This window comes from Enterococcus sp. LX10, assembly GCF_023539285.1.
In the GTDB taxonomy this organism is placed as follows: domain Bacteria; phylum Bacillota; class Bacilli; order Lactobacillales; family Enterococcaceae; genus Enterococcus; species Enterococcus faecalis.
The window spans coordinates 1,296,911-1,311,882 of sequence record NZ_CP092784.1; the positions used below are offsets into that span (position 1 = coordinate 1,296,911).

15 protein-coding genes and 1 other annotated feature are annotated in these 14,972 nt (G+C 36.7%); of the genes, 10 read left to right on the forward strand and 5 right to left on the reverse strand.

Going from position 1 to position 14,972, the window contains the following annotated elements:
- Window positions 1–18: 18 nt before the first annotated feature.
- Complete coding sequence (locus MKZ30_RS06190) at window positions 19–1,017, reverse strand: LacI family DNA-binding transcriptional regulator (RefSeq protein WP_016613969.1); 999 nt, start codon at window positions 1,015–1,017, stop codon at window positions 19–21.
- Between the two features lie 141 nt (window positions 1,018–1,158).
- Between MKZ30_RS06190 and MKZ30_RS06195 the strand changes: the two genes are divergently transcribed.
- A complete protein-coding gene (locus tag MKZ30_RS06195) occupies window positions 1,159–2,553 on the forward strand; it encodes a 6-phospho-beta-glucosidase (protein WP_002419307.1) in 1,395 nt (464 codons plus the stop codon).
- A 25-nt stretch (window positions 2,554–2,578) separates the two neighbouring features.
- Here MKZ30_RS06195 and MKZ30_RS06200 read toward each other — a convergent pair whose 3' ends face one another.
- Complete coding sequence (locus MKZ30_RS06200; RefSeq protein WP_002366637.1) at window positions 2,579–3,085, reverse strand: hypothetical protein; 507 nt, start codon at window positions 3,083–3,085, stop codon at window positions 2,579–2,581.
- A 245-nt stretch (window positions 3,086–3,330) separates the two neighbouring features.
- On the opposite strand from MKZ30_RS06200, the gene abc-f reads away from it, so the two are divergent.
- Window positions 3,331–4,797 (forward strand): ribosomal protection-like ABC-F family protein, encoded by a 1,467-nt coding sequence (gene abc-f, locus MKZ30_RS06205; protein WP_249958806.1) that lies wholly within the window; start codon window positions 3,331–3,333, stop codon window positions 4,795–4,797.
- Between the two features lie 40 nt (window positions 4,798–4,837).
- Here abc-f and MKZ30_RS06210 read toward each other — a convergent pair whose 3' ends face one another.
- Window positions 4,838–6,124: a BaiN/RdsA family NAD(P)/FAD-dependent oxidoreductase gene (locus tag MKZ30_RS06210; protein WP_002361770.1), complete on the reverse strand. Its 1,287-nt coding sequence runs from the start codon at window positions 6,122–6,124 to the stop codon at window positions 4,838–4,840.
- Between the two features lie 137 nt (window positions 6,125–6,261).
- Here MKZ30_RS06210 and gdhA point away from each other — a divergent pair, with 137 nt between their 5' ends.
- Both gdhA and MKZ30_RS06220 read left to right on the forward strand, forming a co-directional pair.
- The gene (gene gdhA, locus MKZ30_RS06215) at window positions 6,262–7,608 is read left to right on the forward strand and encodes an NADP-specific glutamate dehydrogenase (RefSeq protein WP_002366640.1); all 1,347 of its coding nucleotides are present in this window, start codon (window positions 6,262–6,264) and stop codon (window positions 7,606–7,608) included.
- 181 nt (window positions 7,609–7,789) lie between these two features.
- Window positions 7,790–9,139 carry a glucose-6-phosphate isomerase gene (locus MKZ30_RS06220; RefSeq protein WP_002357685.1) on the forward strand — a complete coding sequence of 450 codons (1,350 nt, stop codon included), beginning with the start codon at window positions 7,790–7,792 and terminating at the stop codon, window positions 9,137–9,139.
- 65 nt (window positions 9,140–9,204) lie between these two features.
- Here MKZ30_RS06220 and MKZ30_RS06225 read toward each other — a convergent pair whose 3' ends face one another.
- A complete protein-coding gene (locus tag MKZ30_RS06225; RefSeq protein WP_002357684.1) occupies window positions 9,205–9,384 on the reverse strand; it encodes a hypothetical protein in 180 nt (59 codons plus the stop codon).
- 58 nt (window positions 9,385–9,442) lie between these two features.
- A complete protein-coding gene (nrdI, locus tag MKZ30_RS06230) occupies window positions 9,443–9,886 on the reverse strand; it encodes a class Ib ribonucleoside-diphosphate reductase assembly flavoprotein NrdI (protein WP_010816499.1) in 444 nt (147 codons plus the stop codon).
- A 208-nt stretch (window positions 9,887–10,094) separates the two neighbouring features.
- Window positions 10,095–10,142, forward strand: a sequence feature (sodium ion sensor (DUF1646 type); this cis-regulatory element may regulate processes involved in with the transportation of sodium ions).
- Between the two features lie 116 nt (window positions 10,143–10,258).
- Between nrdI and MKZ30_RS06235 the strand changes: the two genes are divergently transcribed.
- Genes MKZ30_RS06235 through MKZ30_RS06260 form a run of 6 tightly spaced genes read left to right on the forward strand, consistent with a single transcriptional unit; the run spans window position 10,259 to window position 14,969 of the window.
- Window positions 10,259–10,582: a V-type ATPase subunit F gene (locus tag MKZ30_RS06235; protein ID WP_002381927.1), complete on the forward strand. Its 324-nt coding sequence runs from the start codon at window positions 10,259–10,261 to the stop codon at window positions 10,580–10,582.
- The gene (locus MKZ30_RS06240; RefSeq protein ID WP_010715175.1) at window positions 10,572–12,551 is read left to right on the forward strand and encodes a V-type ATP synthase subunit I; all 1,980 of its coding nucleotides are present in this window, start codon (window positions 10,572–10,574) and stop codon (window positions 12,549–12,551) included. The genes MKZ30_RS06235 and MKZ30_RS06240 overlap by 11 nt, the downstream gene beginning before the upstream one ends.
- 27 nt (window positions 12,552–12,578) lie before the next feature.
- Entirely contained in the window at window positions 12,579–13,052 is a 474-nt protein-coding gene (locus MKZ30_RS06245) for a V-type ATP synthase subunit K (protein ID WP_002363905.1), read from the forward strand.
- Window positions 13,053–13,068: 16 nt separating this feature from the next.
- Window positions 13,069–13,650, forward strand: coding sequence for a V-type ATP synthase subunit E (locus tag MKZ30_RS06250; protein WP_002365627.1), 582 nt, complete (start codon window positions 13,069–13,071; stop codon window positions 13,648–13,650).
- Window positions 13,651–13,666: 16 nt separating this feature from the next.
- Window positions 13,667–14,668: a V-type ATPase subunit gene (locus MKZ30_RS06255; RefSeq protein ID WP_002366645.1), complete on the forward strand. Its 1,002-nt coding sequence runs from the start codon at window positions 13,667–13,669 to the stop codon at window positions 14,666–14,668.
- Window positions 14,658–14,969 carry a V-type ATP synthase subunit F gene (locus MKZ30_RS06260; RefSeq protein WP_002357676.1) on the forward strand — a complete coding sequence of 104 codons (312 nt, stop codon included), beginning with the start codon at window positions 14,658–14,660 and terminating at the stop codon, window positions 14,967–14,969. The genes MKZ30_RS06255 and MKZ30_RS06260 overlap by 11 nt, the downstream gene beginning before the upstream one ends.
- Window positions 14,970–14,972 lie beyond the last annotated feature (3 nt).

Here is a 14,972-nt window from a genome sequence, read left to right on the forward strand (position 1 = left end):
AAGGACCCGGTAAATCAGTCAAAGTGACTGATCTGCCGGTTTTTTTTTAGGCACCGTTCGTCGTTCAACTAGACGAACGGTTAATTTTTTTTCAGGAATGTTCGTCTGATTTAATTGGTTGTATAGGTAAATAAATGAGTTTTCGGCTTGATACTGAATGGCATAATCAACAGTCGTAATATGCATCAATTCACTGACATAACTATTATCAAAGCCAATGACAGCGACATCTCGAGGAACGGCATAATTTAGATTTTCAAGTTCTGAAATAAACTCAGCTGCTACGTGATCATTATAAAAGGCCAAAGCTTCTGGCTTTTCGGTTAATTGTTGCCAGTAATGGGCAATTTTGCGACCAGAATGGTTAGTATACTGATCATTAATCAGCCACTCAGCTTGCCAAGGTGCCTGAGTGTTTTCATAAAAATCTTTCATTGCACGTTTTCGTGCTTGCGTGTTTAAATTTTCGGGATTACCGAGGACATGACCGATTTTTTGGTATCCTTGTTGTTGTAAATATTCTAAGGAACGATAGTAACCAGAGTAATGATCAATGTAGGAAGAGTATATATTAGGTGAATCGATACGATGCCAGGTTGCTAAAGGACCATATGCGCTGTAAGGCTCAATCACCGACCATTCATTTGTTCGTGTCAATAAAAACAAGCCATCTAATTGTTTGTATTTTAATTGGTTCAAGGCATCAATTTCTTTCTGCTGATCGCCATCTGTAAAAAATAAGGTTACGGAATAATTGTAATTTTTGGCAATTGAAATAAAGCGATTCAAGAAAATGCCTAAGGAACCTAAATAACTAGGGGCTAAAAAGCCAATGGTTTTTGTGGCACCTGCTCGTAAATTCCGCGCCACATAATTCGGAGTATAATTTAATTCTTTCATTGCTTTGAGAATTTTTTCTTGACTATCGGTACTCACATATCCTTTTCCAGAAATTAAGCGAGAAACAGTCGATTTCGAGACACCGGCAACTTTTGCTACATCAATGATAGACGTCATTTTTTACCTCCAAAGTGGAATGTATTCTTATAAGAAGTATAGCATACATTTTTTTGAAAATAGTGCTTGACATGGGAACATTCCCATAATTTATCCTAAAGATGTAAACGATAACAATTTAATCAAGGAGGAAGAAGACGGATGACAAGAGGAGCATTAAAAATTGCAACAATTGGTGGCGGTTCTAGTTATACACCTGAATTAATTGAAGGATATATTAAAAGAAAAGATGAACTGCCAATTAAGGAAATTTGGTTAGTCGATATTGAAGCTGGTAAAGAAAAATTGGAAATCGTTGGGGCAATGGCGAAGCGCATGATTAAAGCTGCTGGTTTAGATTGGGAAGTTCATTTAACATTGGACCGTGAAGCAGCCTTAGAAGGGGCGGATTTTGTTTCAACACAGTTTCGTGTAGGATTATTAGATGCTCGCATTAAAGATGAACGGATTCCTTTGTCCCATGGAGTATTAGGCCAAGAAACAAATGGCGCGGGAGGAATGTTTAAAGCATTTCGAACGATTCCTGTCATTTTAGCTATTATTGACGATATGAAACGTCTTTGCCCAGATGCTTGGTTAGTGAATTTTACCAATCCAGCTGGAATGGTTACGGAAGCCGCAATTAAACATGGCGGTTGGAAAAAAACAGTTGGCTTATGTAATGTGCCGATTGGTCATAGAAAACAAGCGGCCGAAATGCTGGGAATTCCAGAAGAAGACTTATTCTTTAAATTTGCTGGAATTAATCATTTCCATTGGCACCGCGTTTGGGACAAAGAAGGACAAGAGCGAACACAAGAACTCATTGATTTAATTTACGGACCTAAGCAAGAGCAAGGAAGTCATTTGAAAAATATTTTTGATGCGCCGTTCCATTATGAACAGTTAAAAGATTTAGGAATGTTACCATGTGGTTATCATCGCTATTATTATATTGAAGATGAGATGTTGAAGCATTCCATCGAAGAGTATGAACGGGGCGAAACAAGAGCACAAGTGGTTAAAGAAACGGAAGGTCGTCTGTTTGAATTGTATAAAGATCCCAAACTAGATTACAAACCAAAAGAATTAGAAGAACGGGGCGGCACACACTATAGCGATGCAGCTTGTGAAATGATCGCATCAATTTATAATGATAAACGAACGGATATGGTTGTTTCTACTGAAAATAATGGGACAATTACTGATTTACCGTATGATTGTGTTGTAGAAGTATCTGGACCTGTAACAGCACATGGCCATGAACCTTACAACTGGGGGGCCTTTCCGCCAGCAGCACGAGGAATTATTCAAAATATGAAAGCTATGGAAGAAACGGTTATTCGAGCAGCCATCAATGGTGATTACGGCGCAGCATTGCATGCTTTCACTATTAATCCATTAGTTCCTGGCGGCGTCATGGCGAAGACCTTGTTGGACGAATTATTAATTGCCCACAAAGCACATTTACCGAATTTTGCAGATGCGATTAATAAAATTGAAGAAACACAACCAGAAACAGTCACATATGTGGCCGAATTAATGAAAAGTAATTAAAAAATATCGCACGCTAAAGATTCGTTTAGTGTGCGATACTTTTTTTAGAATAGGAAGCAAAGGGTTCCGTTTTTTTCTTGACAGTAAAATGATAGGTTTGTTGCCGGAACAGCCACTGAATACCAGAGTAAATTAAAATTTCAGCAATAATAAATGTCGAAAGTTTCTGTGCGGAAAGGAATAATAGCGTTAAAATTAAAAATAAGACGACACAGGTATAAAAAACGTGTTGCAATTTTTTAGAATTGATAATCGTGATTTCTTTGGTATCTTCAGTAACTTCAATGCGCCGATAAAATTGGAACCAGCCTTCATAGAACGTTAAAACATCCCCAGGATCAGCCTCAATTTCAATAGGTACATTAGTAAAAAGTTTCCCTTGATGCACACCATTTTTATAAAATGTAAAATAGCGTAACGCGCCCCAAGCTGATGTTTTTCGTGTCAATGTAATCTTCATGGTTTTCACCTCCGTCTTTATTTTGCCATAGTTTCGGTAAAATTGTATCCTACTAAAGTCCGATTCTCTGATTTTAGGGTCAGAATTGACAAAAGGAAGCAGAGGTGTTAATGTGGGAGTAATTAAACGAGGAGGTATAATTGTATGTTGGCATCTATCAGAATTTGGATTGACTTTTTGACAAAATAAATTGAATAAATCTTATCAAAAAGTCTGAAATTAAAATTCATGGGTGACGTGTGTACTTTTATACGAAACTACAAGGATAGCGATTAGGCTATCCTTTTTTGCGTACCCAAGATTCTTTCGTTTCAGAAATGAAAGAAGAGGGCGAAATGAAAAAATTAAGTATTCATCTGAAAGAAGTAAGTATTCACTTTTCGGGAAAACCAATTCTAGAAATTGATGAATTATTTGTATATGAAAATGAAAAAATTGGGATTATTGGTAAAAACGGCGCAGGAAAATCAACACTGCTCAATTTAATTATGGGTAAGATTCAATCAGATAAAGGAAAAGTTCAAAGATTGAACGACTTTCATTACTTGGCACAAGTAGCTGAAGAAATAACGAATGAATCAGAGAAAACTGACAAAAACTGTTTGCTAAATCAGAAAAATCAAAAACTAAGTGGTGGCGAAAAAGTCCAAAAACGCTTAGCAACATTATTTTCAGAGTATCCAACAGGGGTTATTTTAGATGAACCAACCACACATTTAGATAAAGAACATCGTCAGTTGTTAGTGGCAGATTTAACGTATTATTATGGGACCGTTTTGTTTGTTAGTCATGATCGCTTTTTCTTGAATCAATTAGCAGAGAAAATTTGGGAAGTTTCGGATGGACATGTCAAAGAATATTTAGGGAACTACGATGCGTATTGTCGTCAAAAAGAATTGGAACAGCAAACACAATATAATGTCTATCATCAATATCAAAAGGAAAAGAAAAAATTACAGGAATCTTACGCAAAGAAACAAGCACAAGCGCAAAAATCTAGTCATGTTTCAAAAAAACAAAAACAAAAGCAAATTAAACCTAGTCGTTTAGCTGGTTCTAAACAAAAAGATACCGTACAAAAAGCACTCCAAAAACAAGCGAAAGCGATTAATGCCAGAATTGACAGATTACCCGATGTTGCGCAAGCAAAACAAGAGCGAAAAATTATTTTTCCTACTAATAATCAGTTCTCTTTATACAATCCATATCCAATTAGAATTGAAAATTTAACTTTCGCTTATGAGAATCGAACAATTCTTAACCAAGTGAACGTTCAAATTCCTTTAAACGAAAAAATAGCACTTTGTGGAAAAAATGGTGCTGGGAAGAGTACCTTCCTTCAACAAATTGAAGCCCGTCACCCGGCCATTTACTTTTCTCCCAAAGTCCGGTTAGGAACGTATCATCAATTAGATTATCGATTAAAAAATGATGAACCACTGTTGACTTATTTATTGAAGCGGACAAATTATTCTGAAAAGATTGTGCGTTCACTTTTATATCGTCTAGGTTTTCAACAAGAAAATTTACAGACAAAGATATCTTCTCTAAGTGGTGGCGAAGCCATAAAAATTACTTTGGCTCAATTATTTATAGAACCAAATAATATCATCTTATTGGATGAACCCACCAATTTTCTTGATTTAGAGACAATCCAAGCACTTGAAGAATTTATAAGTGCCTATCAAGGAACAGTAATTTTCACCTCGCATGATGAAACGTTTGTGGAAAAAATAGCCACCCGCACTATTTATTTAGAAAACGGGAAAATTATTGATAAATAAAAAAAGTAGACAAAAAGTCGCTATTTTAGCGACTTTTTGTTTAGACTTCTTCAATTGGTAAATAGGTGTATTCTGCAATTTCTGCGGCATGGGAGCCAGCAACATGTCCAGTGACAAATGCAGCTGTAACATTGTAGCCTCCAGTATAGCCATTAATATCTAAAAGTTCACCAGCAAAAAATAAACCATTGACTAATTTGCTCTCCATTGTTTTAGGGGTCACTTCTTTGAGGGAAATCCCACCGCCTGTGACAAAAGATTTTTCCAAGGGCAATGTTTTCGTAACAGTGAACTGAAAGTCTTTCAGTAGTTCCACAAAGGAAAGACGTTGCTTTTCTGTCAGTTGTTTGGCAGGCACTTCTTCAATTGCTAGTTTCTCTAGATAAAAAGTAAGCAGACGTTCTGGTATTAAAGAATGAAAGGCATTTTTTGCCACTTTATTTGGCTGTTCCTCAATCATGTAATCAACATTTTTCAGCACTTCTTCAAAAGATTTTGTCGGAAACACATCCAAGGCTACCGTGACAGGTTGATTGCCGTTGCGAGTTAATTCTTGGTTAATAAAACTAGAACAGCGGAGCGCGGCAGGTCCTGAAATGCCAAAATGTGTAAACAGCATATCCATTTGATGATTAACTAAAGGTTTTCCTTTTTGGTTCAAAACAGTTAAATTAATATCTTGTAAAGAGAGACCTTGCAACGTTTTATCAAGGATAAAAGGTTCTTCAGAAATAATAGGCGATTCGGTAGGGTAGAGAGGGCTGATGGTATGCCCCATTTTTTTGGCTAGTTTATAGCCATCACCAGTTGCTCCTGTGGAAGGATAAGTGCGGCCGCCAGTTGTTAATACAACACACGGTGCATAAATTTTTTCCAGTTCGGTTTCAACGCCAATTATTTGATCGTCTTTTCGTAGTAATTTTGTGACCTGTGTTTTTGTAAAAACAGTGACTCCTAATTCGTTAATGCGGTTAAATAGCGCATCAACAATTGACTTCGATTTATCTGTAACAGGGAACATGCGTCCGTGATCTTCTTCTTTTAAGTGAATACCATTGGATTCAAAAAAGTTCATGATATCATAGTTATCAAATTGTGAAAATGCGCTGTATAAAAATTTTCCATTCCCAGGAATAAATGAAATGATTTCTTCTGCGGGCCGATTATTGGTTACATTACAGCGGCCGCCACCAGTCATTAATAATTTTTTCCCAACACGGCGATTTTTTTCAATCAATAATACTTGAGCGCCTGCTTCTGCGGCCGCAATCGTGGCCATCATACCACTCGTCCCAGCGCCGACAATAATTACATCAAATTTCTTCATAGTTCTCCTCCAATTCAATAGGTAGTGTACCATAATTACGGGATTTTTTCTGGATTTAAGGAAAAAATAAACGTTTGACTATGGTAATTTTTGAATTTTCAGTTAAAATAAACCTATAACAATGAGAGGATGATTAAATGGACGCAAAACAATATGTTAAAAATATTCAAGAAAAGATTCACCAATTAGACCAAGGTCAAACAGAATATTTACAAGCAGTCGATGAGTTTTTACCAACCGTAGAAGGTTTTTTAGAAAAAAATCCTCAATACATTGAAGCAAATATTTTAGGTGTCTTGATTGAACCTGAACGTATTTTTCAATTTCGTGTGCCGTGGCAAGATGACCAGGGCAACTGGCATGTGAACAGAGGCTATCGTGTTCAATATAATTCAGCGATTGGACCATACAAAGGTGGTTTGCGGTTTCATCCAAGTGTGAATTTAAGTGTGATGAAGTTTTTGGCCTTTGAACAAATTTTTAAAAATAGTTTAACTGGTTTGCCAATCGGTGGCGGCAAAGGCGGTAGTGATTTTGATCCAAAAGGTAAGTCAGATGCTGAAGTGATGCGCTTTTGTCAAAGTTTCATGACCGAACTTCAAAAACATATTGGTCCAAGTACAGATGTTCCAGCAGGCGATATTGGCGTAGGCGCTCGTGAAATTGGTTATTTGTTTGGCATGTATAAACGCTTGCGCAACTATGATGCAGGAGTGTTGACTGGCAAACCTTTAGGATACTGGGGAAGCCAAGCAAGAACAGAAGCGACGGGTTATGGAACGGTTTATTTTGTTAAACATTTATTAGCAGATAAAAACGATACGTTTGAAGGCAAAAAAGTTGCTGTTTCTGGTAGCGGGAATGTCGCAATTTATGCCATGGAAAAAGCAACTGAGCTAGGTGCCACAGTAATCACATGTTCCGATTCGTCTGGTTTTGTCTATGATCCAGAAGGAATTGATGTGGCGTTAGTAAAAGAACTAAAAGAAAAAAATCGTGAACGCATTTCAAAATATGTTGAAACACGTAAAGGCGCAACTTATTATGATAAAGAATCTGTTTGGGATTTCGAAACAGCGTATGACATTGCGTTACCATGTGCAACACAAAATGAAATCAACGAAAAGCAAGCTGCTATTTTAGTGAAAAACGGAGTGAAAGTCGTGGCAGAAGGCGCAAATATGCCTTGTACACTAGAAGCAGTCGCCGTTTTTGCTAAATCAGCTGTAATTTATTGTCCAGGTAAAGCCGCTAATGCAGGTGGTGTTGCGGTTTCTGCATTAGAGATGAGCCAAAATGCTGAACGTTTAGCTTGGTCCTTTGAAAAAGTTGATGGTATGCTAGATCAAATTATGCAAAATATTTATGAGACTTGTCGTGATACAGCTAACGAATATCAGGCACGAGATAACTTTGTTTTAGGTGCGAATATTGCTGGCTTTGAAAAAGTAGCGGCAGCGATGCTAAGTCAAGGACTCGTTTAATAACAAAAAATGCTAGGATTTCCTAGCATTTTTTATTGGTTTGTTTGATTAAGAGAATAAATATCTCTAATTAAATAGTTAAAATTAAACAATTGGTCTATCCAAAAGAATTTGCTTGAAAAAATGTCTAAAAACACGTAAAGTATACATGTAGTAAGTTTACTTTCGAGGAGGAAAAGGAATGTCACACATTCAATTAGATTATTCCAAATTAGCACCATTTGTTGCTGACCATGAATTGGAATACATGCAAACACAAGTCACTGCAGTGGACAAAGCATTACGTGAAGGTACAGGAGCTGGTAATGATTTTACTGGCTGGATTGATTTACCAGAAAACTATGACAAAGAAGAATTCGCGCGCATTAAAAAAGCAGCAGCAAAAATTCAATCTGACTCTGAGGTATTAGTAGTCATTGGTATCGGTGGTTCATATTTAGGTGCCCGTGCAGCAATTGAATTTTTGACACATTCATTTAATAATCTATTATCAAAAGAAGAACGGAAAGCGCCACAAATCTTCTTTGCTGGAAATAGCATCAGCTCAACTTATTTAGCTGATTTAATCAATGTGATTGGTGATCGTGATTTTTCTGTCAACGTTATTTCAAAATCTGGAACTACGACAGAACCAGCGATTGCTTTCCGCGTCTTTAAAGAGTTATTAATTAATAAATATGGCAAAGAAGAAGCCAATAAACGTATTTATGCGACAACTGACCGTGCTAAAGGAGCAGTAAAAGTTGAAGCTGATGCGGAAGGTTGGGAAACATTTGTGATTCCTGATGATGTGGGCGGCCGTTTCACTGTTTTAACGCCAGTAGGTCTTTTACCAATCGCTGTTAGCGGCGCGGATATTGATCGTTTAATGGAAGGTGCAAATGATGCACGTAAAGAATACGGCGCAACGAGCGACTTAAAAGAAAACCAAGCCTATCAATATGCTGCGTTACGTAATATTTTATATCGTAAAGGCAAAACAACTGAAATGTTAATTAACTATGAGCCTGGCATGCACTATTTCTCTGAATGGTGGAAACAATTATACGGTGAATCAGAAGGTAAAGATGGCAAAGGTATTTTCCCAGCAGCCGCAGACTTTTCAACTGACTTACATTCCATGGGTCAATATGTTCAAGAAGGTATGCGTAACTTATTTGAAACAGTGGTTAAAATTGAAAATCCACGCCATAGCATTTCAATTCCAGAACAAAATGAAGACTTAGATGGCCTAGGCTATTTACAAGGAAAAGAAATTGACTTCGTCAATACAAAAGCGTTCGAAGGTACGTTGCTTGCTCACACAGATGGTGGTGTGCCAAACATGATCGTTAAAGTGCCAACAATGGATGCTTATTCATTAGGTTATGTTATGTACTTCTTCGAAATTGCGGTGGGCATCTCAGGTTACTTAAATGGGGTTAATCCATTTGACCAACCAGGTGTTGAAGCTTACAAACGCAACATGTTCGCTTTATTAGGTAAACCAGGTTTTGAAGAATTAGCAAAAGATTTAAATGCACGCCTATAATTTGTAAATAACAGAAGAAAAGAGCCAGAAACGTAAGTGTTTCTGGCTCTTTTCTTCTGTTTAAATTATTTTTCCAATGGTTCGTTCCATTTTTTAGGACTCCAAATAGTTCCTTCCAATGCAACTTGAAGACTTTCATTATCATCTTCTAATTGTTCAATATATTTGATGGTTTCCTCGATAATAAAAGAATTGGGTTCTTCGCTGATTGACTGAAGTTGTTCTGCTAACCATGTATTTCTCATTTTTCATCACCTCAAAATGTAGTCTATCATAGGTGAGCTTTTTAGTAATGAAACTTGCTTATTGGTTTTTCTTTAAAATAGCATAAATTCGTTCAATATCCGCTTGAGTACCTCTTAATTCATAGTCAGCTAAGAAGGGAAAGTTAAATTGTTCCGCATACTGTTTAGCTGTCAGGCAGTATTGGTGGTTAAAGTTTTTATTGCCGCTGCCCACCACGCCAGAGCAATAACGATAATTATTTTCAAAAGTAAGATATTCTCGCATGACTTCTGTTAAAATTTCGGTATTGCCGTTGTTGATGCCATCGCCACCATCTAAATAGGTAGGCACAAAAGTAAAAAATGGTTCTGTTTCTACTTCTAACGGAGAATTTTCCGAAATTTCTTTGAAAGTAATCGTAGGATTTTTTTCGTTGTGCTGATGTTGCTCTTCGGCATAAGCTGTTAAATGTTGAACAAATGAGCGTGTATTACCAGAGATTGAAATATATCGTATATTCATCAGAGATCCCTCCAAATAAATTTAATTGTTTACGTAAGTATAGCACATCTATGTGAAAAAAATTCAAGATCAATAATTATAAAGCGAAAAAAATAATGCCTTTTTATTACCTATTATAAAAGTGAAAATTTGTTATTTTAATTCATTTGGGTAAGTATTGAATTTTGCGAAAAACTTTGCTAAGATGGTAGAGTATTGAATAAAGAATGGTTGGGCGAAAGCTTCAAGGATTCAGTTCTTCAAGGGGTGAGAAGAACAATTTTTGAGTTTGCGCCTTTTTGCATACCTAAAACAAAAGGGCTGAGCGTATCTCTATTTCGCTAGTCCTTTTTCTTATATGCTAAAGGTGTAAAAACTAAGGAGGTGGAGACAATGGTACAAGAAGTACTAGAGCAAATCAAGGCAGCGGAGGATGCGGTGGAAGAGCATCGGCAACAAGCTAAGATGAATTGTCGTTTATATGAAGAACAGAAGCAAGAACGTTTAGCTGAACTACGTCAAGAGAGTGAAGAAGCTGTTGAAAAAGTGCTGACGGATTCACTAGCAACGCAAGAAAAGATGTTACAACTTGAAAAAGAACAACTTTTAGATGAAACAAAGCGCACTGAACAAGCGCTTCACGAACGTTATGAAGCGAACAAAGAACAAGTCATTGATTCAATTATTGAGAGGGTGAAAGACGTTTATGGCAGTTAGTAAAATGGAAAAAATGACAATAATTGCCGCTGCCGAAAAAGAAGCAGCAATTCTACAAGCCATTCAAGGCTTGCAAATTGTCGAAGTAAAACGGATTTTTCATTCGCCTGAAGAAGAACAAGCCTTAAAGAGTCAATATTCTTTTTTACAAGCAGAACAGTCAACTGAACAGCTACGTAAATATGAAACGATGCTACAACAATTGCAAGAGCTTCTTTTATTTTTGACACGCTCTTCAGGAAAAGGGTTAAAGATAAAAAGAAAAGTCTATACCTTAGAAGAGTTGGAACAAACCTTTGATGAAAAAACATTACAAAGCTATTTGACGGAATTAAAGAATATTCAAGAATCTTTGAAACAAATTCAAACAGATCGTCAAGGATTAGAAGCTGAAGAAGAATTATTAGGCCGCTGGCAATATCTGGATATTTTACCGCATAAACAGCAGTTAAAAAGTAGTTATGTCGTTCATGGTTCGATAAATCTAGCCAATAAAGCCAGTTTCTTGAGCGCTTTGTCTCAATGGCCAACGGTTTATTTTGAAGAAATTTATCAAAGTATGCATCATAGTTATTTTACACTCGTTTACCTGAAGGAACATCAGCAGAGTGTAACCGAGTTATTAAACCAATATAGTTTTGAACCACTCCAATACCGTTATGATGTTCCGCCTAAAGAGGCATATCAACAAGTCAAAGAACAATATGAAATTTTACAAAAAGAAGAAAAAACCTTAAAGCAACAACTGGCTTCTTATCATGATTTCTATGAAACGTTTTGCTTGGCTGAAGAAGTCTTATTGGCGGTTATCCAAAGAGAACAAGCACGTCAACATTTGTTAAATGCTTCGTCATTTTTCATCTTGCAAACGTGGATTCCAGTCGAAGAAAAAGCTGAAATTTTGACAGCGATTGAAGAAAAAGTTCCTAAGGACGAAATAGCTCTTACTTTTGAAAATCCTACGAAGGCGGAAATTGAGACAGATATACCGGTTAAACTAGCGAATAATAAATTGGTGCAGCCGTTTGAAATGTTAACAGAGATGTATAGCTTACCAAAATATGAAGAAGTTGATCCGACACCTGCGATGATGCCGTTTTATCTAGTCTTTTTTGGCATGATGGTAGCGGATATTGGCTATGGCTTACTGATGCTACTCTTGTCTATTATTGCGTTGAAAGCATTTGTTTTACCGAGAGGCATGAAACGTTTTGCCGACTTTTTCTTGATTTTATCATTTCCAACAATTATTTGGGGTTTCATTTACGGTTCGTTTTTCGGTGCAGCATTACCGCCAACAATATTTGGAATCAAATCACCATTTCCGATTTTATCAACGACCGAAGATGTAAATACGATTCTTATTTTATCGGTTATTTTTGGGTTTATCCAATTGGTTGTCGGTTTAATGATTAATGGGATTCAGTTATCAAAACAAAAGCGCTATTTAGATAGTATTAACGAAAGTTACGCTTGGTTAGGGATTTTGTTTGGTTTAGCATTGTTAGTCGTTGGTAAATTAGTGGTTAAAAATGAAGGCTTATTTACAGCAGGTGCGATTTTAGCTAGTCTTTCTGCCATTGCAATTATTGTGATTCCAATGATTCAATCGAAGGCCAAATTAAAAGGCTTAGCCAAAGGACTGTATGGACTATACGGTGTGACAGGTTATGTCGGTGACCTAGTTAGTTATACACGTTTGATGGCGTTAGGAATTGCTGGGGGAAGTATTGCTTCAGCGTTTAATATGCTCGTTGAGTTCATGCCGCCAGTTGCCCGTTTTAGCGTGGGGATCTTGCTGTTAATTGTTTTACATGCGTTAAACATATTCTTATCGTTATTAGGTGCGTATGTTCATGGCGCACGTTTGCAATATGTTGAGTTCTTTGGAAAATTTTACACAGGCGGTGGCCGGGCGTTTAATCCGCTAAAAACAAAAGAAAAGTATGTCAATGTTGAGAAAAAATAGAAAATTATTTATTGGAGGAAAATAGAGATGATGGATTACTTAATTAATAATAATGGTGGAATTGTTTTTGCAGTATTAGGAATGGCGATGGCGACAATTTTTGCTGGGATTGGATCAGCCAAAGGGGTTGGCTTTACTGGGGAAGCAGCAGCAGCTTTAACGACGGAGCAGCCAGAAAAATTTGGTCAAGCGTTAATTTTACAGTTATTACCAGGTACACAAGGACTATACGGTTTCGTTATTGCTTTCTTAATTTATATTAACTTAGGAAACGATATGAGTATGGTTCAAGGATTGAACTATTTTGTAGCAGCTTTACCAATTGCCTTTGCTGGATTGTTCTCTGGGATTGCCCAAGGTCGTGTAGCCGCTGCGGGGATCCAAATTTTAGCGAAGAAACCAGAACATGCAACAAAAGGAATTATCTATGCTGCCATGGTTGAAACTTATGCCATCTTAGGGTTCGTAATTTCCTTCTTACTTGTATTGAACGTCAAATAATTGAGGAGGCAGATGGATGGATGCCATTGAAAAAATCATCAGTGAAATTAAGCAGCAAGGAAAGCAAGAAGTCGAAGCCTATGTCACCAGTGAACAAACGCGCATCGATCAAGAATTCCAAGCAGCACAACAAGAAATTTTGCTGAAGCAAGAACATGAAATAGAAAAACGACAACAACAATTATTAAAAGAATTTAAACAACGCCAACAACGGCAAACACTAGAAATTCGTCAGGATGCATTAAATAAAAAACAAGCATATCTTAACCAATTATTTGACGAAGTGGTCTTAAAGATGAGTGAATGGTCAGCGGAAGAATTTCAACAATTTATGAAAGCACAATTAGGCTCACTTGAATTAACAGGAAAAGCAACCATTCTTTTAGGCGAGTATTCTCAAACGAAAGTGACGCAAGAATGGCTGACCGCTCTTTCTGATGCTACTGTTCAATGGGAGCTTTCAGAGGAAGTTGTTCCAAAAGAAAGTGGCTTTATCGTTGCAAAAGACGGTTTGGATTATAATTTTCTCTTTTCAGCATTAGTTGAAGAGATTCAAAAAACAGAAGGCTTTAAAGTAGCAGAAAAACTTTTCAGTTAAGAAGGGAGGACGTAGCATGAGAAAACCAACGTATCATCAAATTAATCCGCTGATTCGTTTAAAAGAAACGGAGCTGCTTTCTGAGCAACAGTTTCAACAACTTTTAGAAGCGGAAACAGTTGAAGACGTTAAAAATATGTTAAAAAGTACGGTTTATCAACCTTATTTAACCGAAACTTTTGAAGAAAAATTTGACTACCATTCTTCTGAAGCGCTGGGAAATCTTTATCGCTGGTTATATGAAATGGCTCCAGAACCAGCTGTAGTAACGTTGTATACGATGCGTTTTACCTTCCATAACTTGAAAATTTTGACGAAAGCTGAGCAAACAGGTAAAGATTTTGATTATCTTTATTTAGAGGATGGTCGTTATTCTCTAAACACAGTCAAAAGTGCCATTCATACAAAAAACTCTTCCGAACTTGAGCCAGCATTATTAGAAGTGATCCGTGATGTTTTTGCCTATCTGGAAGAAGGCGGTTTGCCACAAGCAATTGATATCCTTTATGATCGAGCATTTTTACAGCAACAGCGAAAATTAGCGGATGAATTGGGCTATGAAGAGTTAACGAAGGAAGTCATCGCTTTTATTGATTTAACCAATCTATCAACGATGGCTAGAGGGATTGTTCAACATCAAAACAGTAACTTTTTATCAACCGTGCTTTCTAGCGCTGGCAGTATCTCAAAGAAAGAACTGTTGACCTATGCGGAAAAGTCACTTGTAGAATTTACAGCATTTGTCAGAACAACGAATTACGGACAACTATTAGAAAAGATTATCAATAAAGAAACCAATGAATTAAATTTATTGGCTTTTGAAAAACTCAAAGATGATTACCTGACCTCAATGTATGAAAACGGTCGAACGGTTGCTTTTGGGCCGCTCCCATTACTAGCCTTTTTGAATGCGAAAGAGGTTGAATGGAAAAATCTACGTTTAATTTTGGTCGGAAAACATAGTGGGTTTTCAAATGAAAAAATTCGAGAAAGGATGCGAAAAGTCAATGGGGTATAAAATTGGTGTCATTGGAGACAAAAATTCAATCTTACCATTTAAACTGTTTGGCTTTGAGGTCCATCATGCCATTTCAGAAATGCAAGTTAGAGAAGCCATTGAAACTATGGCAAAAAATAAGTTTGGGGTCATTTTCATAACGGAAGAAGCCTCTACTTTAGCAGAAGAAACGATTGAACGATACAAAGAACAAGTGACACCAGCGATTATTTTAATCCCAAGTCATAATGGTACAATCGGAATCGGTTTAAGTGAGATTGAAAAAAATGTTGAAAAAGCAATTGGACAAAATATTTTATAATGC

Bases quoted from the DNA above. Each gene is read 5' to 3' on its own strand.
- MKZ30_RS06190 (WP_016613969.1), bottom strand. From the start codon at position 1,017: ATGACGTCTATCATTGATGTAGCAAAAGTTGCCGGTGTCTCGAAATCG.
- MKZ30_RS06195 (WP_002419307.1), top strand. From the start codon at position 1,159: ATGACAAGAGGAGCATTAAAAATTGCAACAATTGGTGGCGGTTCTAGT.
- abc-f (WP_249958806.1), top strand. From the start codon at position 3,331: ATGAAAGAAGAGGGCGAAATGAAAAAATTAAGTATTCATCTGAAAGAA.
- MKZ30_RS06210 (WP_002361770.1), bottom strand. From the start codon at position 6,124: ATGAAGAAATTTGATGTAATTATTGTCGGCGCTGGGACGAGTGGTATG.
- gdhA (WP_002366640.1), top strand. From the start codon at position 6,262: ATGGACGCAAAACAATATGTTAAAAATATTCAAGAAAAGATTCACCAA.
- MKZ30_RS06220 (WP_002357685.1), top strand. From the start codon at position 7,790: ATGTCACACATTCAATTAGATTATTCCAAATTAGCACCATTTGTTGCT.
- MKZ30_RS06225 (WP_002357684.1), bottom strand. From the start codon at position 9,384: ATGAGAAATACATGGTTAGCAGAACAACTTCAGTCAATCAGCGAAGAA.
- nrdI (WP_010816499.1), bottom strand. From the start codon at position 9,886: ATGAATATACGATATATTTCAATCTCTGGTAATACACGCTCATTTGTT.
- MKZ30_RS06235 (WP_002381927.1), top strand. From the start codon at position 10,259: ATGGTACAAGAAGTACTAGAGCAAATCAAGGCAGCGGAGGATGCGGTG.
- MKZ30_RS06240 (WP_010715175.1), top strand. From the start codon at position 10,572: ATGGCAGTTAGTAAAATGGAAAAAATGACAATAATTGCCGCTGCCGAA.
- MKZ30_RS06245 (WP_002363905.1), top strand. From the start codon at position 12,579: ATGATGGATTACTTAATTAATAATAATGGTGGAATTGTTTTTGCAGTA.
- MKZ30_RS06250 (WP_002365627.1), top strand. From the start codon at position 13,069: ATGGATGCCATTGAAAAAATCATCAGTGAAATTAAGCAGCAAGGAAAG.
- MKZ30_RS06255 (WP_002366645.1), top strand. From the start codon at position 13,667: ATGAGAAAACCAACGTATCATCAAATTAATCCGCTGATTCGTTTAAAA.
- MKZ30_RS06260 (WP_002357676.1), top strand. From the start codon at position 14,658: ATGGGGTATAAAATTGGTGTCATTGGAGACAAAAATTCAATCTTACCA.